18 protein-coding genes are annotated in these 20,292 nt (G+C 66.8%); 9 read left to right on the top strand and 9 right to left on the bottom strand.

Going from position 1 to position 20,292, the window contains the following annotated elements; genetic code table 11:
- Positions 1–36: 36 nt before the first annotated feature.
- A complete protein-coding gene (locus OA56_RS02840; protein WP_461583346.1) occupies positions 37–861 on the top strand; it encodes a TerC family protein in 825 nt (274 codons plus the stop codon).
- Between the two features lies 1 nt (position 862).
- Here OA56_RS02840 and OA56_RS02835 read toward each other — a convergent pair whose 3' ends face one another.
- Both OA56_RS02835 and OA56_RS02830 read right to left on the bottom strand, forming a co-directional pair.
- Positions 863–1,834: an NAD(P)H-dependent flavin oxidoreductase gene (locus OA56_RS02835; RefSeq protein WP_461583345.1), complete on the bottom strand. Its 972-nt coding sequence runs from the start codon at positions 1,832–1,834 to the stop codon at positions 863–865.
- Positions 1,835–1,907: 73 nt separating this feature from the next.
- Positions 1,908–3,254 carry a M48 family metalloprotease gene (locus OA56_RS02830; RefSeq protein WP_461583344.1) on the bottom strand — a complete coding sequence of 449 codons (1,347 nt, stop codon included), beginning with the start codon at positions 3,252–3,254 and terminating at the stop codon, positions 1,908–1,910.
- 47 nt (positions 3,255–3,301) lie between these two features.
- Between OA56_RS02830 and OA56_RS02825 the strand changes: the two genes are divergently transcribed.
- The 3 genes from OA56_RS02825 to gshB are packed head-to-tail and all read left to right on the top strand — an operon-like array spanning position 3,302 to position 6,869.
- Complete coding sequence (locus OA56_RS02825; RefSeq protein WP_461583343.1) at positions 3,302–4,579, top strand: HsdM family class I SAM-dependent methyltransferase; 1,278 nt, start codon at positions 3,302–3,304, stop codon at positions 4,577–4,579.
- Between the two features lie 41 nt (positions 4,580–4,620).
- Positions 4,621–5,925, top strand: a complete 1,305-nt coding sequence (gene gshA, locus OA56_RS02820; RefSeq protein ID WP_055423389.1) for a glutamate--cysteine ligase — start codon at positions 4,621–4,623, stop codon at positions 5,923–5,925.
- Positions 5,922–6,869, top strand: coding sequence for a glutathione synthase (gene gshB, locus OA56_RS02815; protein ID WP_461583342.1), 948 nt, complete (start codon positions 5,922–5,924; stop codon positions 6,867–6,869). The genes gshA and gshB overlap by 4 nt, the downstream gene beginning before the upstream one ends.
- Positions 6,870–6,881: 12 nt before the next feature.
- Here the strand turns inward: gshB and OA56_RS02810 are convergent, their stop codons facing one another.
- The 7 genes from OA56_RS02810 to OA56_RS02780 all read right to left on the bottom strand — a co-directional run bounded on the left by OA56_RS02810 (position 6,882) and on the right by OA56_RS02780 (position 14,911).
- Positions 6,882–9,572, bottom strand: a complete 2,691-nt coding sequence (locus OA56_RS02810; protein WP_072247934.1) for a cation-translocating P-type ATPase — start codon at positions 9,570–9,572, stop codon at positions 6,882–6,884.
- 91 nt (positions 9,573–9,663) lie between these two features.
- Entirely contained in the window at positions 9,664–10,341 is a 678-nt protein-coding gene (locus OA56_RS02805) for a hypothetical protein (protein WP_055423391.1), read from the bottom strand.
- Between the two features lie 117 nt (positions 10,342–10,458).
- Complete coding sequence (locus tag OA56_RS02800) at positions 10,459–11,799, bottom strand: ammonium transporter (protein WP_461583341.1); 1,341 nt, start codon at positions 11,797–11,799, stop codon at positions 10,459–10,461.
- 23 nt (positions 11,800–11,822) lie between these two features.
- On the bottom strand, positions 11,823–12,161 hold the full coding sequence (gene glnK / locus OA56_RS02795) for a P-II family nitrogen regulator (protein WP_055423392.1): 339 nt from the start codon (positions 12,159–12,161) through the stop codon (positions 11,823–11,825).
- A 248-nt stretch (positions 12,162–12,409) separates the two neighbouring features.
- Positions 12,410–13,192 carry a MetQ/NlpA family ABC transporter substrate-binding protein gene (locus OA56_RS02790; RefSeq protein WP_461583340.1) on the bottom strand — a complete coding sequence of 261 codons (783 nt, stop codon included), beginning with the start codon at positions 13,190–13,192 and terminating at the stop codon, positions 12,410–12,412.
- Between the two features lie 46 nt (positions 13,193–13,238).
- Complete coding sequence (locus tag OA56_RS02785) at positions 13,239–13,904, bottom strand: methionine ABC transporter permease (protein WP_055423394.1); 666 nt, start codon at positions 13,902–13,904, stop codon at positions 13,239–13,241.
- Entirely contained in the window at positions 13,904–14,911 is a 1,008-nt protein-coding gene (locus OA56_RS02780) for a methionine ABC transporter ATP-binding protein (protein ID WP_461583339.1), read from the bottom strand. The genes OA56_RS02785 and OA56_RS02780 overlap by 1 nt, the downstream gene beginning before the upstream one ends.
- Before the next feature lie 226 nt (positions 14,912–15,137).
- On the opposite strand from OA56_RS02780, the gene OA56_RS02775 reads away from it, so the two are divergent.
- The 5 genes from OA56_RS02775 (at position 15,138) to modA (ending at position 20,287) form a co-directional block, all read left to right on the top strand.
- Complete coding sequence (locus OA56_RS02775) at positions 15,138–16,178, top strand: DctP family TRAP transporter solute-binding subunit (RefSeq protein WP_461583338.1); 1,041 nt, start codon at positions 15,138–15,140, stop codon at positions 16,176–16,178.
- Positions 16,179–16,236: 58 nt separating this feature from the next.
- Entirely contained in the window at positions 16,237–16,725 is a 489-nt protein-coding gene (locus OA56_RS02770) for a TRAP transporter small permease (RefSeq protein ID WP_055422987.1), read from the top strand.
- The gene (locus OA56_RS02765; protein ID WP_055422988.1) at positions 16,722–18,005 is read left to right on the top strand and encodes a TRAP transporter large permease; all 1,284 of its coding nucleotides are present in this window, start codon (positions 16,722–16,724) and stop codon (positions 18,003–18,005) included. The genes OA56_RS02770 and OA56_RS02765 overlap by 4 nt, the downstream gene beginning before the upstream one ends.
- Before the next feature lie 131 nt (positions 18,006–18,136).
- Positions 18,137–19,480, top strand: a complete 1,344-nt coding sequence (gdhA, locus tag OA56_RS02760; protein ID WP_461583337.1) for an NADP-specific glutamate dehydrogenase — start codon at positions 18,137–18,139, stop codon at positions 19,478–19,480.
- A 51-nt stretch (positions 19,481–19,531) separates the two neighbouring features.
- Positions 19,532–20,287 carry a molybdate ABC transporter substrate-binding protein gene (modA, locus tag OA56_RS02755; RefSeq protein ID WP_055422990.1) on the top strand — a complete coding sequence of 252 codons (756 nt, stop codon included), beginning with the start codon at positions 19,532–19,534 and terminating at the stop codon, positions 20,285–20,287.
- Positions 20,288–20,292: the final 5 nt, after the last annotated feature.

The raw sequence follows: 20,292 nt of genomic DNA, 5'->3' as shown, positions 1-20,292 counted from the left end.
AATGCAACCATTGCCCCACGCGGAAACCCTGTGCCCATGGAAGCCCTGCTCGACCCCGGCTTGTGGATCGCCTTCCTCACCCTCACCGCGCTCGAGATCGTGCTCGGCGTCGACAACATCATCATGATCGCCATCCTCGTCGGGCGCCTGCCGCCGGCGCGCCAGGCCTCGGCCCGCTTCATCGGGCTGGCGCTGGCCATGGGCACGCGCATCGCGCTGCTGCTCACGCTCTCCTGGATGATGCGGCTCACCGACCCGCTCTTCACCGTGCTGGGGAACGACTTTTCCGGGCGCGACCTGATCCTGCTGGGCGGCGGCCTCTTCCTGCTGTGGAAGAGCACGATGGAGATCCACGCAGCGCTGGAAGGCAGCGACGAGCACGGCGTGGCGCGGGTACATGCCAATTTCGCCGTCATCGTCACCCAGATCGCCCTCATCGACATCGTCTTCTCGCTCGACTCGGTCATCACCGCCGTGGGGCTCGTCAACCAGATCCCAGTGATGATCGCTGCCATCGTCGTCGCCGTGGTCGTGATGATGTTCACCGCCGGCGCGATCAGCGCCTTCATCGAGCGTCACCCCACCATCAAGATGCTGGCGCTGAGCTTTCTCGTGGTGATCGGCGTGCTGCTCATTGCCGAGAGCTTCGGCCTGCACGTGCCCAAGGGCTACGTCTATTTCGCCATGGCCTTCTCGGCCGGCGTCGAGATGCTCAACATCCGCCTGCGGCAGAAGATGGCCCAGCGGCCAGTGAAGCTGCACCCGCCGCTCGAAGCGGCGCTCGCGCAGGAAGAAAGAGGCGAAGAAACGGCGACGGCGACCGAGCGGGAAGCCAGCAAAACCTCCCGCCCCTCTCGCTGAATCAGCGCGCGAGCGCCGGGCTGCGCGGCAGGGCGCAGGCCGCCTCGTATTCGCGCGCGAGCCGCTCGACGAGAGCCGCCGTCGGCACCACTTCGTGGATGAGCGACACGCCGTGCCCTGCGCTCCATACGTCGCGCCAGGCGCGCACCTCAGAACCGATGTCGTGCAGCTTCCCTTTGCCCGCGAGCTGCCGCAGTTTCTCGGGCGTGAGCCCGGCCGCTTCCAGGCTGGGCCAGAGGAAGTTGGCATTGACCCCCGAGATCGCGTCGGTATAGACCACGTCATCGGCGCGCGCCTGCAACAGCATCTCCTTGTACGGCTGGGGCGCCATCGACTCCTCCGTGGCGATGAAGCGCGTGCCGAGATAGGCGAAGTCGGCTCCAAGCACTTCGGCCGCGCGCACGCCGTAGCCGTCGGAAATCGCCCCGGCAAGGATCAAGGTCCCCTCCCAGAATTCGCGGATCTCGCGCACCAGGCTGAAAGGGCTCTGCGTGCCGGCATGCCCGCCTGCGCCGGCGCACACGGCGATGATGCCATCGACCCCCGCCTCGATCGCCTTGCGCGCGTGCCGCGCCCGGATCACGTCGTGGAACACGAGCCCGCCGTAGCCATGCACCGCCTCCACGATGTCCTTGGGATTACCCAGGCTGGTAATGACGAAAGGCACGCGGTGCGCCACGATGCAGGCCAGATCCTCCTGCAGGCGGGAATTGGTGTGGTGCACGATGAGGTTCACCCCGTAGGGTCCGCAGGGCCGGTCGGGATGCTCGCGCTGGAAGGCCGCCAGCGTCTCCTCGATGCGCGAAAGCCAGACCTCGAGCTCGCTTGCCGGCCGGGCGTTGAGCGAAGGGAAGGTGCCGGCCACGCCCGAGGTGCAGCAGGCGATGACGAGCTCGGGACCGGAGACGAGGAACATGGGCGCGGCGATCACCGGCACACGGAAACGCCCTGTGAAGGCGGCGGGAACGGGCATGGTCTTCTCCTGAGCGGAATGAAATGTGCCGTTCGATTCTAACATTCGTTCGAAACGGATTTCGAACGATCGTTCATCTCAAATAGCCCCACTGCCGCAGACGCTGCCGGGCATAGGTCGCCGCCTGACCCTGGCCGCCGCTGCGCTGCAGCACGTCGGCGTAGAGGCGCGCCGCTTCCTGCCGCCGCCCCAGCCCCTCGAGCGAGACGCCGCGCAGAAAGGTGATGCCAGCATCCCCCGGCAGCAAGCGGTCGTAGGCATCCAGCGCAACCAGAGCCTCCTCGTAGCGGCGCTGCTGCAGGGCGGCGGCGGCCAGTACCTTGTGCGCCTGCGCTTCCTGGGGATAGACGGCGCGGGCATGCTCGGCATAGGAACGCGCCTCGTCGAGCCGGCCGCGTGCGAGCAGGGTCTGCGCCAGGCGCAGGTTGGCGGCGTAATCGTCCGGCGTGAGTGTGATCGCCTCGCGGAAGTGCTGCTCGGCCTCGGTGAGCTTTTTCGCCCCCATCGCCTCCTCCCCGCGGCCGCAGCGCTCGATGGTCGGTCGCAGCGCGCGCAACGGTGCCGTGCGGTCCATGAAGCGCTCGCGCTGGACGGGAAAACGCTCGCCGTCGGCGAACTCGGTCTCGGACAGCCACTGCGCCCGCTGGATCCGCTCCTGCGTCATGGGGTGCGTCGAAAACATCGTCTCGAGCAGCCCGGGCTGGTTCTTTTCTTCTTCGAGCAGCACCTGATGCAAGCGCACCATGGCGCTTGCCGGGTAGCCCGCGAGCACCAGGTAGCGCTGCCCGAGGTAATCCGCCTCCCGCTCCTGTTCGCGCGAATAAGAGGCGAGCAGGGCGCTCGCCCCGAGCGCGCCGCCCTGTACCAGCAGCTGCCCCCACTCGCTCCTGCTCGTGGCCGCATCGAGCGCGGTGAGCGCCACCTGCGCCAGCATCGCCTTGGCCTGCTGCTGCGCCGAGTGGCGCGCGTTGACGTGGCCGATCTCGTGGCCGAGCACCGCCGCGAGCTGCGCTTCATCGTCGAGCCGCACCAGCAGGGCTCGCGTCACACCGACCGATCCGGCGGGGAAAGTGTAGGCGTTGAGGTAATTCGCATTCAGGCCCCGATACGAATAGGGCAGGTGCGGCCGGTGGCTCACCGCATGCACCCTCGCGCCCACCTCGCCCACATAGGCATTGACCGACGCCTGCTGGATCGGCCCCAGATCCTGCGAGAACTGCTGCGGCGCCAGCTTCCGGTCGAGCGCGATTTCCTGCGCTTCGCTCATGCCGACGAAGATGGTCTCACCGGTGATGGGCGAAGTGGCGCAGCCAGAAAAAAGCGGCGCGGTCAGGCTTGCGCCCAGCAGCTTGAGCACCTCGCGCCGCGTCATTGGCCGGCGGCCGGCGGAATCGCACGTCATCCAAGCGCTATCGTGCATTCTGTCCTCCTGCGGCAGGGCTGCGGAATCGGCTATCATCCCGCTCCATGATAGAAGAAATTCCGCCGGACGCGCTGGGGCAGGTGTTCACGCCCGAGCCCGTGGTGCGCGCCATGCTGCGCCTGCGCCGCCGCCAGGGGCGCGTCCTGGAGCCTGCCTGCGGCGATGGTGCCTTCCTGCGCTTTCTCGAACCCGGTGCCCTCGCTTGCGAACTCGACCCGCGCGTGTGTCCGCCGCGGGCGTGCCGCCTCGATTTTTTCGCCCTGCCCGAGCACGAGAAGTTCGACACCATCATCGGCAATCCGCCCTATGTGCGCCGCCGCGACGTGCTGCCGGAGACCGCTGCGCGGCTCGATAGCCACCTGCTCGACGGGCATGCCAATCTCTACCTGCACTTCATCGAGAAAGCGGTGCGCCACCTCGAACCGGGCGGCGAACTCATCTTCATCACCCCGCGCGATTTCCTCAAAGCCACCGCCGCCCGACGGCTCAACCGCTGGTTGCTCACCGAAGGAAGCTTCACCGAAGTGATCGACACGGGCGATGCGCGCCTCTTTGCCGGGGCCGTGCCCAACTGCCTCATCTGGCGCTTCGAGCGCGGCCGGCGGGCGCACACGCTGCGCTATGCCGAGCTGGGTCGGGAGGCCGGCTGGCAGGAGCGGCTCGCGGCGCTCGCCGCCGTTCTGCCCGCCCCCGAAGACGAGGCCCCGCCGCCGTGGGAAGCGCGCACCGTGCTCGAACACGACGGGCATCTGGCCTTCGTGCGCGGCACGTACCCCCTACGCCTGTCGCAGATCGCACGGGTGTGCGTCGGTGCCGTCTCGGGAGCGGACGAGATCTACGCCGACCCGCGCTGGGCGAACCGCGAATTCGTCTGTTCCTCCACCGTGCGCGATGGCCGAACCCGACCCATGCGCTTCGTGCGTCCCGGCGAACCGCCACCCGTCGAGCTTCTCCCCTTTCGCGAGCGGCTCCTTGCGCGGCGCGTGCGGAATTTCGATGAACATAACTGGTGGGAATGGGGGCGCACCCATCGAGAAAGCGACGCGCCGCGGGTGTACGTGAACGGTCGCACCCGCGCCCCGCGTCCCTTCTTCGTCCACCCCTGCCGCGACTGGGACGGCAGCGTGCTGGCGATCTTTCCCCACGATCCGCAGCTCGACGTCGATGCGCTCGCCGCCGCGCTCAACGACGAGGTCCCCTGGGCCGAACTCGGATTCGTGTGCGACGGGCGCTTTCTCTTTTCGCAGCGCAGCCTGGAGCGCGCACCGCTACCCGCTTCCTTTACCCGATTCCTCCCCGGGCAGTGTGACGACGCGGCGTAACCGGTACAATCGCGGACGAACCCTCTGCAAGGATGCCCTTCATGACGGTGCCTCACCTCACGACCGCCCTCACCGGGCCACTGCTCGCCATCGAGCGCCAGTTCCTCGAAGAATTGCCGGCGATCGAACAATGGTTCCGCGGCGGCTTTTGCGAGCATACGCCTCCTTTCTACGCCTCCACCGACCTGCGCAACGCCGGCTTCAAGCTCGCCCCGGTCGATCTCAACCTCTTTCCCGGCGGATTCAACAACCTCTCCGACGACTTCCTGCCGCTGGCGGTGCAGGCAGCCCAGGTGGCGATCGAACGCGTCTGCCCCGAAGCCAAGCGCCTGCTGCTCATCCCCGAGAACCACACGCGCAACCGCTGGTATCTCCTGAATATCGCCCGCCTGCAGCGCATCCTGCGCCTGGCCGGGCTGGAAGTTCGCATCGGCTCGCTCTTGCCGGAAATCACTGCCCCCACCGAGCTCGAAGCGGCCGAGGGCGAGCGCGTGCTCGTCGAGCCCTTGGTGCGCCGCGGAAACCGGTTGGGGCTCGCCGACTTCGACCCCTGCGCCATCCTGCTCAACAACGACCTCTCGGCCGGCGTGCCACCGATTCTGCGCGGACTCAGCGAGCAGAACGTGATCCCTCCCCTGGTGGCGGGCTGGCACACGCGGCGCAAATCGCACCACGCCGAGATCTACGCCCGCGTCGCCACCGACTTCGCCGAGGCGATCGGACTCGATCCCTGGTACCTCATTCCGGCGCACCGCGTCGTGTCCGGCCTGGATTTCCAGAGCAAGGAAGGGGAAGACCGGCTCGCCGACACCGCCGCCGAGCTCTTCGCCGAAATCCGCGCCGCCTACGCCGCCCGCGGCATCGACCAGGAGCCTTTCCTCGTCGTCAAGGCCGACGCCGGCACCTACGGCATGGGCGTGATGACGGTCAAGGACCCGGCCGAGCTGCGCGAGCTCTCGCGGCGGCAGCGCAACAAGATGGCCAAGGTGAAGGAAGGACTGGAAGTGCACCAGGTGATCGTGCAGGAAGGCGTGCCCACGTTCGAGCGCCTGGGCGAGGCGGTGTGCGAACCGGTCGTCTATATGATCGATCATTACGTGGTGGGCGGATTCTACCGGGTACACACCGAACGCGGCCCCGACGAGAACCTCAACGCGCCGGGCATGCACTTCGAGCCGCTGCGCTTCGCGGCGAGCTGCTCGCTGCCCGACTCGGGCCTCGCCCCCGACGCCGAACCCAACCGTTTCTACGCCTACGGCGTGGTGGCGCGCCTGGGCTTGCTCGCCGCCGCCATCGAGATCGAGGAACTCGTCGCCCGTTTCGGCGCGGAAGGAGATACGGCATGAAACTCGCCTTTCTCGTCGACCCTCTGCCCAAGCTGAAAGTGACGAAGGATTCGTCGATTGCCATGATGCGCGCCGCCCAGGCGCGCGGCCACGAGATCTGGACCTGCCAGCGCGAGGGACTTTGCTGGGAAGAAGGCGCCGTGTGGCTCTCGACTCAGCTCATCGCGCTGACCGACGGTGGAGCCGGCGCCTGGTACGAGGTCGTCTCCGAAGCGCGCGTGCGCGCCGACCAATTCGACGCCCTCCTCATGCGCCAGGATCCGCCCTTCGACTTCGAATACCTCACCGCCACCTGGCTGCTGGAGCGCGCCGAGGCGCAAGGGGCCCGCGTCTGGAACCGGCCGCGGGCGATCCGAGACCATTCGGAGAAACTCTCCATCCTGGAATTCCCACAGTTTACGCCCGCCACGATGGTGGCGCGCGACCCCGAGCGCATCCACGCCTTCATCGACGCTCTGGGCGACGTGATCCTCAAGCCGCTCGACGGCATGGGCGGAAGCCAGATTTTCCGCGTGCATCGCGAGGACCACAACCGCTACGTGATCGTCGAGACGCTGACGCACCACGGGCACCGTACCATCATGGCCCAGGAATACCTGCCGCAGATCCGCGACGGCGACAAACGGGTGCTCGTGATCGCCGGGCAAGTGATGCCCTATGCGCTCGCCCGCATCCCCAAGCCCGGCGAGACGCGCGGCAACCTCGCCGCGGGCGGACGCGGCGTGGCCGTGCCGCTCACCGAGGCCGAGCGGGAAGTGGCCGAGGCGCTCGCGCCCATCCTGTGGCAGCGGGGGCTTTTGATCGTGGGGCTCGACCTCATCGGCGGACGGCTCACCGAGATCAACGTCACCAGCCCTACCTGCATGGTGGAAATCGCGGCCCAGACCGGCTTCAGCGCAGCCGAGCGGGTGATCGAGGCGCTCGAGCGCCTTTCGGCCGGCTGAGCGCGCCGCCGCTCACAGGGCGACGCGCCCCATGCGCCGCAACACGGCCTTTTCCACTTCGACCACCGCGAAAGCCGCCAGCGCCCCGGCGAGCGCATACGCCCAGGCAAAGGCATCGAGCGCCGCGGTGCGAAAGAGCAGCTGCAGCGGCGGGGCATAGATGAAAGCCAGCTGCAGCAGCGCCAGCACCCCGATCACCGGCCACAGCGCCGGATTGCCCCGCAGGACTTCCAGGCTCCAGCCGCTCGCGACGAAGCGCCGGCAGCTGAAGAGATAGACCACTTCGGCGCACACCAGCGTATGCGTGGCCGCCGTGCGGGCGAAGTCCTCGCCGAGCTCGCGCACGAGGGAGATACCGTAGGCGCCGTAGGACAAGAGGCAGATCAGCACGCCGATGAAGACGACGCGCCACGCCATGGCCCCCGTGACCAAAGGCTCGACCGGCGGGCGCGGCGGGCGCTGCATCACGTCCGGTTCCGGCATCTCGAACGCCACGGCGATCGCCAGCGTCACCGCCGTCACCAGGTTCACCCACAGGATCTGCGTGGCCGAGATCGGCAGCGACCAGCCCGCCGCCAGCGCGATCGCCACGACCAACGCCTGCGCCACATTCGTCGGCAGCACGAAGAGCAGCGCCTTCTTGATGTTGTCGTAGGCCACGCGCCCCCAGCGCACGGCCTGGGCGATGGTGGCGAAGTTGTCGTCGGCGAGCACCATGGCCGAAGCCTGACGCGCCGCATCGGTGCCGCGCTTGCCCATGGCCACTCCGATGTCGGCCGCCTGCAGCGCCGGCGCGTCGTTGGCCCCGTCGCCGGTCATGGCCACGATGTGGCCCTGCCCCTGCAGCACCCGCACCAGACGCAGCTTGTGCTCCGGCGCGGCCCGTGCGACGACGTCCGTCTCGGCGATGCGCGCGCCCAGGGCCGCGTCGTCGAGCCGTTCGATCTCCACGCCGGTGAGGGGCGCCTCGGCGCGCAGTCCCAGCATCTGCCCGATCGCCTGGGCCGTGACCGGGTGATCGCCCGTGATCATCAGCACCCGGATGCCGGCCTCGTGGCACTCGCGGATCGCCTCCTTCGCTTCCGGCCGCGGCGGATCCTCCAGCCCCACTACGCCCAGCAGGGCAAAGCCGCCGTTGACGTCCTCCAGACTCAGCGCCTCCTTGGGACTGGACAGCCGTTTCCAGGCGAGCGCGATCATCCGCCGCCCCTTGGCCGCTTCGCGCATCAGCCGCTCTCCCCAGCCGGCCATGTCGAGCGGCTGGCCGTCGGCATCGCTGTAGCAGTGCGCCAACACCACTTCGGGTGCCCCTTTGAGAAAAATCACGTGATTCCCGTGATGATCGCGATTGAGCGTCGCCATCCAGCGCCGTTCCGGCTCGAAGGGGATCAGGTCGACCCGCGGCCAGCAGCGGCGCTCGCGCTCTGGGTCCAGCCCCGCCTTCAGCGCCATGCTCATGAGGGCGACTTCGAGCGGGTCCCCTTCGCCATGCCAGTGCCCTTCGGCATCCGCATGGAGCGCGGCGTCGTTGCACAGCAGCGAGGCGCGTGCAAGCCGCACCAGGCCGCGCACGCTCTCCGGCAGCCGCGGGCGTCCGTCGCGCAGGAACGCTCCCGTCGGCTCATAGCCCGAACCCGACACCTCCACGCTGTCGTGCGGCAGCAGCACCGAGGTGACGGTGAGCTGGTTGCGCGTCAGCGTCCCCGTCTTGTCGGTGCAGATCACGGTGACCGATCCGAGCGTCTCCACCGCCGGCAGGCGGCGCACGATGGCCTGGTGCTGCGCCAATCGCTGTCCGCCGATTGCCAGGATGATGGTGACGATGGCCGGCAATCCCTCGGGGATGGCCGCCACCGCGATCCCCACCACCGCAAGGAAGATCTCGTCGAGCGGCTGCCCCAGCCCCCAATAGGCCCAGGCGAAGAGCAGCGCCGACACGCCCACGATCACCGCCGCCGCACCCTGGGCGAACCGCGTCAAGCGGCGGGTGAGCGGCGTTTCCAGCCGCGAGACGCTGGCCACCAGCTTGCCGATGCGCCCGAGCTCGCTGTCCCCGCCCGTGGCTACCACCACCCCCAGGCCCTGGCCACGCACCACCGTGGTGCCGCTGTAGGCCATGCAGCGTCGCTCAGCGAGCGGAGCCGCCTCGTCGACGGGCTCCGGATCCTTCTCCACCGGCAGCGATTCCCCCGTGAGCACGGCCTCGTCCACGGCCAGCCGGCGCGCGGCAACCAGACGTAAGTCGGCCGGCACCACCATCCCCGATTCGAGGAAGACGAGGTCACCCGGCACCAGCTCCTCGGCAGCGATCTGACGCCGCCGTCCGTCGCGGATCACCACCGCGGTTTGCGCCAGCATCGACTTCACCGCCGCGAGCGCCCGCTGGGCCTTCCCCTCCTGGAGCGCGCCCAGCACCGCCGAGACGATCACCACCGCGAAGATCACCGCCGCATCGATCCAGTGCCCGAGGTAGGCCGTCAAGATTCCCGCCACCAGCAACACGTAGATCAGGGGATTGTGGAACTGGCGCAGCAGCCGCAGCCAGGCCGGATCGGGCGGCTCTTCCGGCAAGCGGTTCGGGCCATGGACGGCGAGCCGCCGCTCGGCCTCGGCCTGGGTCAGGCCACACTGCAGATTCGTGGCCAACTGCTCGGTCACCTCCAGGGGCGACTGCGCATGAAAAGACCTGTTCCTTCGGCTCATGGACGACATCGTGGAACTCACCACAAAGGGACGGTGAAATGCAGCATACCACGGAGCGCAAGGCCCCCGGCCCCTACGCGGCAGAAGAGGCTCAGCCGCGTCCGCCCTGCCAGGCGGCGAGCAGGAAGTCGCGATAAGGCGCGAGCAGGTGGAGGGGAACTTCCACTACCGGTCCACCCAAGGTGGTTCCGAGATAGCGGCCGAGAACGGGCGTTTCTGCGCCCGGCAGCAGGACCTCCACGGGTGCGTTCGCCTTCAGCCGCAGGTTGCGCTGCGACTCGTCGAAGAAGACCGAACCGTGGGTGAAATTGAGCTGCGCCTCGGTTTCGAGCGGCTCGTCGTTGGGCCGCACGCCGCGCACCACGACCGGCGCGAGCCGCACGTCGTTGCACAGCTTCAGCGCCTGGGTGCGCAAGCGCTTCTCCAGCTCCTCCTCGGCAAGGAAAGGGACGTTGCCCACGCGCGCCTCCAGCTCGGCGAGCTCCTCGTCGGTGAGGTGCGGTGCCGCGCGCACCAGCAGCTCCTTGGGAATCGTCTGACCCGGCTCGCGCCGGGGCCGTTCGACATCGACGTGGTGCTGCATCTTGTGGATCATGATGCCGCTACCCTGCAGGCGCTTCGTCGCCACCGCCTTCAAGCCCTGATGCACCACGTCGCCGAGCAGACCATCGACGATGCGCGCCAGATCGGCGCGTGGCATCTTCTGCAAAGGCTCGGGAAGGGACACTTCCATCGTATAGGTGAGGATCAGACGGCTCGTGTCTTTCATGGGCGGCGTGCAACCGGACGGATGCCCCCATGCTAGCACGACCCCTGGGTCCAGGCCAAGAAAAAGCCCCCGGTTCATCACCGGGGGCAACGACGGGAATCGCCGTCGGAGAGGAGACTATAGGCGGTAGGCCGTCTCGCCGTGGGTAGCCACGTCCAGCCCCTCGCGCTCTTCTTCCTCGCTCACGCGCAAGCCCCCGGTGAGCGCACCGGCGATCTTGTAGGCGAGGAAAGCCACCACGCCACTCACCACGATGGTGGTGAGCACGCCCCAACCTTGTACCCACAGCTGATGCATCACGGAGAAATCCGCCTTGCCGTTGCCCGTGCCGCCCAGGGCAGGGGAAGTGAAGACCGCGGTGAGCAACGCCCCCACGATGCCGCACACCCCATGCACGCCGAAGGCATCGAGCGAATCGTCGATGCCGTGCCAGCGTTTGAGCGCGCTCACGCCCCACAGCCCGGCTACGCCGCCGATCAAGCCCATCACGATCGAGCCGATCGGGCCCACCGTGCCACAGGCCGGCGTGATGACCACGAGCCCGGCCACCGCGCCCGAAGCCGCCCCGAGCATGGAAGGCTTGCCCTTGACGAGCGCCTCGGCCGCGCTCCAGGAGAGCACCGCCGCCGCCGTGGCGAGCAGCGTGTTGAGGAAGGCGAGCGTCGCGCCCGAAGTCGCTTCCAGGTTGGAGCCGGCGTTGAAACCGAACCAGCCCACCCACAAGAGCGAGGCCCCCACCATGGTGAGCGGCAGGGAGTGCGGCGCAAGCGCCTCCCGCCCATAGCCGATGCGCTTGCCCACGAGCATCGCGCCCACCAGCCCGGCCACGCCGGCATTGATGTGCACCACCGTGCCGCCGGCGAAGTCGATCGCCCCGGCGCCGAGCAGCCATCCGCCCGGCCCCCAGACCATGTGCGCGATCGGCAGGTAGGAGAAGGTGAACCACAGCACCATGAAGACCATCACCGCGGCAAACTTGATGCGCTCGGCAAAGGCCCCGACCACCAGCGCGCAGGTGATGGCGGCAAACGTCCCCTGGAAGGCGACATAGACGTATTCCGGCAGCTTCACCTCGGCGGTAAAGGTGTCGGCCAGGCTGTCGGGCGTGACGCCGGCGAGGAACACCTTGGAAAACGACCCCAGCCAGGGCATCGACTCGGTGAAGGCGAGGCTATAGCCATAGCAGGCCCACAGCACGAGCACCAGCGCCGTCACCATCAGCACCTGCATGAGCACGGAGAGCACGTTCTTCGCCCGTACCATGCCGCCGTAGAAGAGCGCCAAGCCCGGCACGATCATCATCAGCACCAGCAGGGTAGAGGTCATCATCCAGGCGACGTCACCGCGATGCACCACGGGCGCGGCCGTGCTGGCCGCCTCCTGCGCCCAGGAAGGCAGGGAGACCGTTGCCAGAGCCACCAAGGAGCCGACCCCGCCGAACCACTTCTTCTTCATCATGATGATTCTCCTCATCGTCCAGATCACAGCGCCGCCGTCCCGGTCTCGCCGGTGCGGATGCGAACCGCCTCCGCGAGTTCGAAGACGAAGATCTTTCCGTCGCCCACCTTCCCCGTGAAGGCAGACTTCTCGATCGCCTCAAGCACCTGCTCGAGCAGCTCGTCCGGTATGGCCACTTCGAGCTTCACCTTGGGCAGGAAATCGACCACGTACTCCGCCCCGCGGTAGAGCTCCGTGTGCCCCTTCTGCCGGCCGAACCCCTTGACCTCGCTCACCGTGAGCCCCTGCACGCCATTTTCCGAGAGCGCCTCGCGCACCTCGTCGAGCTTGAACGGCTTGATGATCGCCATGACGAATTTCATGATTCTTCTCCGTAGCGGGAATGCCCACCACGACATAAGCACGGAACGTGCCAAAATGCAGGAAAAGCGAAAAGGGGACGCGGCAACGAACCGCGTCCCCCCAGGCTGGTGCTACGGAATCGAGAAATCCGAACGATGGAGCGCGACGGGATCGGGCCGCCCCTGGCGCGCTCCCGCGCGCGAACGCACCGTTTCAGTGCATTCCGCGAACCGATCCGTCCACTCTGGAGCGGATCAGCGGCCTCGGCTCAAAACGCCGGCACCACAGCCCCCTGGTACTTCTCGAGGATGAAGCGCTTCACCGCCTCCGAGTGCAAGGCGCGCACGAGTTTTTGCATGGCCTCGCCGTCCTTGTTGTCCGGCCGGGCCACCAGCACGTTCACGTAGGGCGAATCGGCCCCCTCGATGACGAGCGCGTCTTTCGTGGGATTGAGTCCGGCCTCCAGCGCATAGTTGGTGTTGATGAGGGCCAGATCGACCTGGTCGAGGATGCGCGGCAGCGTGGCCGCTTCCAGCTCCTTGAAGCCCAGCCGCTTGGGATTGTCGGCGATGTCCCGCGGCGTAGCGGTGATCTTTCCCGGATCCTTGAGCGTGATGAGTCCGGCGCGCTGCAGCAGCAGAAGCGCCCGCCCGCCGTTGGTCGGATCGTTGGGAATGGCCACGACGGCGCCTTCCTTGAGCTCGTCGAGCTTCTTGATGCGGCGGGAATAGGCGCCGAAAGGCTCGATGTGCACCCCGGCCACCGCCACCAGGTCGGTGCCGCGATCCTTGTTGAACTCGTCCAGATAGGGTTTGTGCTGGAAGAAATTGGCGTCCATGCGCTTTTGCGCCACCTGGATGTTGGGCTGGACGTAGTCGGTGAACACCCGCACCTCCAGCTCCACCCCTTCCTTGGCGAGCATGGGTTTGACGTACTCCAGGATCTCGGCGTGCGGCACGGGCGTGGCCGCCACCGACAGTTTTTCGGCCCAGGCGGCCGGAACGAGGCCAAGCGAGGCGCTCAGAATCAACAAGGCGTTTTTCCATTTCATGGCACGACACTCCTTCCTTGGGTGAAGAAAAAAATCCGTTGCCACGCTAACGGCGGCTGAAACGCAGCACAAGCCGGTCGCCCAGCATCTGCAGCAGCTGCACCAGCACCACCAGCAGCGCCACCGTGATGACCATCACGTCGGTCTGGAAACGCTGGTAGCCGAAACGGATGGCCAGGTCCCCGAGGCCGCCGCCGCCGATCACCCCCGACATGGCGGCATACGACACCAGGGTGATGGAGGTGACGGTGACTCCGGCGAGGATCCCCGGCAAAGCCTCGGGCAGCAGCGCCCCGAAGACGATCTGCGGCACCGTCGCCCCCATGGCCTGCGTCGCCTCGACGATGCCCCGATCCACCTCCCGCAGCGCCGCCTCCACCAGCCGGGCAAAGAGCGGCGCCCCGCCCACCACCAAGGGCGGAATCGCCCCTGGCACGCCCAGCGAGGTGCCCACCAGCACGACGGTGACCGGGATCATGACGATGAGCAGGATCACGAAGGGCACGGAGCGCAGCAGATTCACCACGAAAGAGAGCACCGCATAGACGAGCGGCTGCTCCAGCAGCTGGCGCTTGCCCGTGAGAAAGAGCGCGATCCCCAGCGGCAGCCCCAGCAGCACGGCGAAGAAGAGCGACACCCCCACCATGACCAGCGTATCCCAGCAGGCCCGGCCGATCTCCAGCCAATCCACGTTGACCAGCCATTGCGTCATCACCGCAGCACCTCCACATCCACCCCCGCCTCGGCGAGCGCCCGCAGCGCCTCCTCCACGTCGCCGCCGACGAGCGACAGAGTCAATTGACCGTACGGAACGTCCTTGATGTGATCGATGCGCCCGGCGAGGATGCTGAAATCCACCCCGAAGCGGCGCACCACTTCGCCCAGCAGCGGCCGGTAGGTCGCCGCTCCCTTGAACGTCAGCCGCACCACGCGCCCCGCTGCCTGCTGCAGGCTCTCCTGGAATTCCTGCGTATCGACGTGCTCGCTCTCGAGCACGAACTCCCGGGTCGTGGGATGTCGTGGATGGAGGAAGACCTCGCTCACCGGCCCCGTCTCCACCACCCGGCCACCGTCCATCACCGCGACCCGGTCGCACACGCGCCGCACCGCGTCCATCTCGTGCGTGACGAGCACGATGGTGAGCCCCAGGCGGCGGTTGATGTCGGAGAGCAGCTGCAGCACCGAACGGGTGGTCTGCGGATCGAGGGCGCTGGTGGCCTCGTCCGACAGCAGGATGGAGGGCCGGCAGGCCAGCGCCCGGGCAATGCCCACGCGCTGCTTCTGCCCGCCGGAGAGCTGGGCAGGATATTTGCCCGCGTGCTCGCTCAAGCCGACCAGGGCGAGCAGCTCCTCGACCCGCGCCGCGATGGCAGCCCTGGATTCGGTGCTGGCGATCTTCAAGGGAAAGGCGACGTTCTCCGCCACCGTCTTCGACGAGAGCAGGTTGAAATGCTGGAAGATCATGCCGATGCGCCGGCGGAAGGCGCGCAGCTGCGCCGGGGCGAGGCGGGTGACGTCCTCGCCCTCCACCACGACGCGCCCCTGGCTGGGGCGCTCGAGCAGATTGACGAGGCGAAGCAGCGTGGATTTCCCGGCACCGGAATGCCCGACGATGCCGAATACCTCCCCTCGTTCGATCGTCAGCCGCTCGACTTCCAGCGCCAGGACCTCCTGCCCCCGGACACGGTACGTCTTGCGCACGCCGTCGAATTCGATCACATCCACCATCCTTCAGCGCAAAAAGCGGATTTTCGCACGGACAACCCGACATGCCGATGCCACTGCGGGGCTTGGCAGTATATCGAGGGAAATCATGATTGACTCCATCAGCCGCTGCGGTGATACTTTACGATAGGGTTTTTCAGAACCCGAATGGCCGAATCTGGATCCTGCCCTCAAGGCATCCCCGCAACCCTCACGACAACACCCTGGAGAGGAGACTTCGATGAAAACCCGACGCTGGCTCACCACCGCCCTGTTCGCCGCCTTGCTGGGCACCACCTTGCTCGGCCTGGGCAAACCCGCCGCGGCCGCCGGGCCGTACAAGGATGAGTACAAACTCTCCACCGTGCTCGGCGAGGCTTTTCCCTGGGGCTGGGGCGCCAAACGGTGGGCCGAACTCGTCGACGAAAAAACCCAAGGGCGCATCAAAATCAAAGTCTATCCCGGCGCCTCGCTCGTCTCGGGCGATCAGACCAAGGAATTCACCGCGCTGCGCCAGGGCGTGATCGACATGGCCGTCGGTTCGACGATCAACTGGTCGCCGCAGGTCAAAGAGCTCAATCTCTTCGCGCTGCCCTTCCTGATGCCGGATCAGCGCGCGCTCGAAGCGCTCACGCAGGGACGCGTCGGCAAGAAGCTCTTCGACACGCTCGCCGAACGCGACGTGGTGCCGCTCGCCTGGGGTGAGAACGGCTTTCGCGAGATCTCGAATTCCAAGCACCCCATCCACACGCCCAAGGATCTCGTCGGCCTGAAGATTCGCGTGGTCGGCTCGCCGCTCTTTCTCGCCACCTTCAATGCCTTGGGCGCCAACCCGACGCAGATGAGCTGGGCCGATGCCCTGCCGGCGATGGCCACCGGCGCCGTCGATGGCCAAGAGAACCCGCTGGCCGTCTTCAATGCCGCCAAACTGCACACGGTAGGGCAGAAATACCTCACGCTTTGGGGCTACGTCGCCGACCCCTTGATCTTCGCCGTGAACAAGACCGTCTGGAACAGCTGGACGCCGCAAGATCGCCAGCTCGTGCTCGAGGCGGCGCAGCAAGCCGCGCGCGAAGAGATCGCTCGTGCCCGCGCTGGCATCACGGCCGAGGACGACAGCCTGCTCAAAGAGATCGCCGCCAACGGCGTCGAGATCGTGCATCTGACACCGGCCGAGCGCGATGCTTTCCGCCAGGCCACCGCTGGCGTCTACAAGGAATGGGCAGACAAGATCGGCGCCGATCTCGTCAAACAAGCCGAAGAGGACATCGGCAAACGCTGAGACCGTCTCTCCACGGGGCCGCGATGCGGCCCTGGCATCCAACGAGTTCGAGTCGAGCATGCAAACCCCTGAAGAATCCACCGTCGCCGCTGCAGAAGCGCACGCCTATTCCTGGGAACAGATCATCGTCGGCCTGGTGATGGCCGTGATCGTCGCCATCACCTTTGCCAACGTCGTCGTGCGCTACTTCACCGCCCAATCCATCGCCGCCACCGAAGAGCTGTCGATCGCGCTCTTGCCCGTGCTGGCTTTCCTCGGCTCGGTCCCTGCCTATCTGCACGACCGACACATCCGCGTCACCTTCTTCGTCGAACGCTTGCCGCGACGATGGCGCTTCTTCGCGGCACGGCTCGACGCCCTCGTCACTGTCGCCCTCTATCTGTTTATTACCTGGTATGCGGCGCGCCTCACCTACGATCAGTTCCGTTTCGAGGAAACCTCGCCGGCGCTGGGTGTGCCGCAGTGGTGGTACACGATCTGGTTCCCGCTGCTGTCGTTTGTCATCGCCGCGCGCCTTGCTCTGGCGCGATTCCGGGGAACGCGATGATCGGAGCCACGCTCGTCTCCCTCTTCCTGCTCGCACTCCTTGCCGGCATGCCGCTTGCCGTTGGTCTGGGGCTCGCCAGCGTCGCAGTGCTCGCCCTGGCCGGGTTCGACCAACTCGCCGTCCCCACCAACCTCTATGCTGGCATCGCCAAATATCCCCTGCTGGCGATCCCGATGTTCATCCTCGCTGGCATGATCTTCGAGCGCTCCGGCGTCGCGCTGCGCCTCGTGCGTTTCATCAGTGCGCTGGTCGGCGAATGGACCGGCTCGCACGCCGTCGTCGCCGTGCTGGTTTCAATGCTGCTCGGCGGCATTTCCGGCTCGGGGCCGGCCGATGCCGCCGCGGTCGCCTCGGTGATGCTGCCCTCCATGATCGCGCGAGGTTACCCCAAAGGGTTCTCCGCCAGCCTCATCGCCGCCGCCGGCTCCACGGCCATCATCATTCCGCCGTCGGTGGCCTTCATCGTCTATAGCGTGATGGTCCCGGCGGCCACGGTTCCAGCCCTTTTCGCCGCCGGATTGATCCCCGGAATCATCGCCGCGCTGTGCCTGCTCATCCCGGCGCTCCTCATCAGCCGCCGCCACGGCTACGGCCGCGGCGAACGCCGCGAGCGCCCTCCCCTGGGAAAGAGTTTCTTCGAGGCCATCTGGGGGTTGCTCGCACCGGTCATCATCCTCGGCGGCTTGCGCACCGGACTCTTCACCCCCACCGAAGCGGCAGTGGTGGCGGTGGCCTATGGTGCGTTCGTCGGGGTTTTCATCTACCGCAGCCTCGAGCTCAAAGGGCTGTTCCGCATCCTCGTCGATGCCGGAGAGCTCTCCGCCGTCGTGCTGATGATCATCGGCATCGCCTCGGTATTCGCCTGGGCCGGCAATACGCTGGGCATCTTCGACGCAGCCGCTTCCATGCTCGTCGCCTTCCATTCGAGCCCGGTATTGATGCTCGTGTCGATCAACGTGTTGCTGCTCGTCGCCGGGATGTTTCTCGACGCGATTTCGATCTTCCTCATCCTCCTGCCGCTGCTCGTTCCGATCGCCCAGACCATGGGCTGGGATCTCGTCTGGTTCGGCGTGATGATGACGATCAACCTCGCGATCGGGCAATTCACGCCGCCGATGGCGCTGGCGTTGATGATCACCTCGCGCATCGCCGGCATTCGCATGGAAGAGACCTTCCGTTGGGTGCTGTGGTTCGTGCTGGCGATGCTCCTGGGCCTTGCGGCGATGATCGTCTTCCCAGAATTGGCGCTGTGGCTGCCACGCCGAATGGGAATGGGGTGAGAAAAAAGCACCAGGCTCCAAACTGGTGCATCGTTTCACCACAACGGTGCGATAATTATCAGATTTGGTGCGGGGCGAAGGGCGTGCGCTGCGCACCGGCCCGTTGTTCTCACCCTGAAAGGCATCAAGCCATGAAATACTCCACGCTGCAAAGCTTTCTCGACTATGTTGCGCAACGCAACCCCGGTCAGCCCGAGTTCCTGCAGGCGGTGACCGAGGTGATGGAAAGCCTCTGGCCCTTCATCACGCAGCATCCCCGCTACGCGCAGCACGCGCTGCTCGAGCGTCTCGTCGAACCCGAGCGCGTCATCATGTTCCGCGTCTCCTGGGTGGACGATCGCGGCGAAGTGCAGGTCAACCGCGGCTACCGCATCCAGCACAGCTCGGCCATCGGCCCCTACAAGGGCGGGTTGCGTTTCCACCCCTCGGTGAATCTCTCCATCCTCAAGTTCCTTGCCTTCGAACAGACGTTCAAGAACGCCCTCACGACGCTGCCCATGGGCGGCGGCAAGGGCGGTTCCGACTTCGACCCCAAGGGCAAGAGCCCGGGTGAAGTGATGCGCTTCTGCCAAGCCTTCGTCACCGAGCTCTACCGCCACATCGGCGCCGACACCGACGTGCCCGCTGGGGACATTGGCGTGGGCGGGCGCGAAGTCGGCTTCATGGTCGGCATGATGAAGAAGCTCACCAACGACTCCTCCTGCGTCTTCACCGGCAAGGGGCTCTCCTATGGCGGTTCCCTCATCCGGCCCGAATCCACCGGCTACGGCACGGTGTACTTCGTCGACGAGATGCTGCGCCATGCCGGCCGCGGTCTGGAAGGGATGCGCGTGGCGGTGTCGGGCTCGGGCAACGTCGCCCAGTACGCCATCGAGAAGCTCATGGAGATGGGGGCGAAGCCCCTCACCTGCTCGGACTCCAGCGGCACGGTGATCGACGAAGAAGGATTCACGCCGGAAAAACTCGCCATCCTCATGGAAGTGAAGAACCACCGCTACGGGCGCGTCTCGGAATACGCCCAGCTCGTCGGCGCCACCTTCATCCCGGGGGCCAAGCCGTGGAACGTGCCGGTGGACGTGGCGCTGCCGTGCGCGACGCAAAACGAGCTCGATGCCGACGATGCCATGACGCTGGTGGAAAACGGCGTGGTGGCGGTGGCCGAGGGCGCGAACATGCCCTGCACGCCGGAAGCGGTGAAGATCTTCGAGCACCGCGGCGTACTCTACGCGCCGGGCAAGGCGAGCAACGCCGGCGGCGTGGCCACTTCGGGCCTGGAGATGAGCCAGAACGCCATGCGCCTTTCCTGGACCCGCGAAGAGGTCGACGCGCGGCTCAAGAAGATCATGCAGGGCATCCACGCCGCCTGCCTGCAGTACGGCCAGCGCGAGGACGGCACGGTGAGCTATAGCGACGGCGCCAACATCGCCGGCTTCGCCAAGGTGGCCGACGCCATGCTCGCCCAAGGTGTGATCTAATCCTCCCGTGCCCGGGCAGCTGCCCGGGCACCTTGAACGGAGGAGATCGCGATGCGCCGCTTCCTGTTTCTGTTCGTTCTGCTGCTCGCGGCACCCTACGCGTTTGCCGACACGATCGCGGTAGCGGTGGCAGCAAACTTCACCGCCCCCATGCGCGAGCTTGCCGAACGCTTCCGGCGCGACACCGGCCATGAACTCCAGCTCTCGTTTGGCGCGACGGGCAATTTCTATGCCCAGATCCGCAACGGCGCGCCGTTCGCCGTCCTCTTGGCCGCGGACCAGGAAACCCCTGCCCGGCTCGAGCAGGAAGGCTACGCGCTGGCGGGCAGCCGCATCACCTACGCCGTCGGCAAACTCGCCCTCTGGAGCCCCGATCCCGCCCTCGTCGACGAGGGTGGCGAAGTGCTGCGGCGCGGCAACTTCAACCGGATCGCGCTCGCCAACCCGCGCCATGCCCCTTACGGCGCCGCGGCGATGGCAGCCATGCAGGCGCTCGGAGTGCATGAGCCGTTGGTGGCGAAATTCGTGCTGGGCGAGAACGTCGGCCAGGCGTTCCAGTTCGTCGCCTCCGGCAACGCCGAACTCGGTTTCGTCGCCCTGGCGCAAGTCTACGAGGCGCCGGGAAGGTTGCGCCCCGGCTCGCTGTGGCTCGTGCCCCAGACGCTCTATCCGCCGATCCGGCAAGATGCGGTGATCCTGCTGCCCGGCGCGAAGGACGGCCGCCCCACCGAGGCCGTCGCCCGTCTGCTCACCTACCTGCAGGAGCCGGCGGCCCGCGCCCTGATCCGCGCCTACGGCTATGAGTGAGGCAG

Source organism: Tepidiphilus sp. HLB4 (assembly GCF_054823945.1).
The sequence above is the reverse complement of the archived record's forward strand: the minus strand, read 5'-3'. Positions and strand labels throughout refer to the sequence as shown.

Coding starts and splice junctions, on each gene's coding strand:
- modA (WP_055422990.1), top strand. CDS start 19,532: ATGCGCCGCTTCCTGTTTCTGTTCGTTCTGCTGCTCGCGGCACCCTAC.
- OA56_RS02825 (WP_461583343.1), top strand. CDS start 3,302: ATGATAGAAGAAATTCCGCCGGACGCGCTGGGGCAGGTGTTCACGCCC.
- gshA (WP_055423389.1), top strand. CDS start 4,621: ATGACGGTGCCTCACCTCACGACCGCCCTCACCGGGCCACTGCTCGCC.
- OA56_RS02770 (WP_055422987.1), top strand. CDS start 16,237: ATGCAAACCCCTGAAGAATCCACCGTCGCCGCTGCAGAAGCGCACGCC.
- OA56_RS02790 (WP_461583340.1), bottom strand. CDS start 13,192: ATGAAATGGAAAAACGCCTTGTTGATTCTGAGCGCCTCGCTTGGCCTC.
- gshB (WP_461583342.1), top strand. CDS start 5,922: ATGAAACTCGCCTTTCTCGTCGACCCTCTGCCCAAGCTGAAAGTGACG.
- OA56_RS02800 (WP_461583341.1), bottom strand. CDS start 11,799: ATGATGAAGAAGAAGTGGTTCGGCGGGGTCGGCTCCTTGGTGGCTCTG.
- OA56_RS02775 (WP_461583338.1), top strand. CDS start 15,138: ATGAAAACCCGACGCTGGCTCACCACCGCCCTGTTCGCCGCCTTGCTG.
- OA56_RS02830 (WP_461583344.1), bottom strand. CDS start 3,254: ATGCACGATAGCGCTTGGATGACGTGCGATTCCGCCGGCCGCCGGCCA.
- gdhA (WP_461583337.1), top strand. CDS start 18,137: ATGAAATACTCCACGCTGCAAAGCTTTCTCGACTATGTTGCGCAACGC.
- OA56_RS02785 (WP_055423394.1), bottom strand. CDS start 13,904: ATGACGCAATGGCTGGTCAACGTGGATTGGCTGGAGATCGGCCGGGCC.
- OA56_RS02810 (WP_072247934.1), bottom strand. CDS start 9,572: ATGAGCCGAAGGAACAGGTCTTTTCATGCGCAGTCGCCCCTGGAGGTG.
- OA56_RS02835 (WP_461583345.1), bottom strand. CDS start 1,834: ATGCCCGTTCCCGCCGCCTTCACAGGGCGTTTCCGTGTGCCGGTGATC.
- glnK (WP_055423392.1), bottom strand. CDS start 12,161: ATGAAATTCGTCATGGCGATCATCAAGCCGTTCAAGCTCGACGAGGTG.
- OA56_RS02840 (WP_461583346.1), top strand. CDS start 37: ATGGAAGCCCTGCTCGACCCCGGCTTGTGGATCGCCTTCCTCACCCTC.
- OA56_RS02805 (WP_055423391.1), bottom strand. CDS start 10,341: ATGAAAGACACGAGCCGTCTGATCCTCACCTATACGATGGAAGTGTCC.
- OA56_RS02765 (WP_055422988.1), top strand. CDS start 16,722: ATGATCGGAGCCACGCTCGTCTCCCTCTTCCTGCTCGCACTCCTTGCC.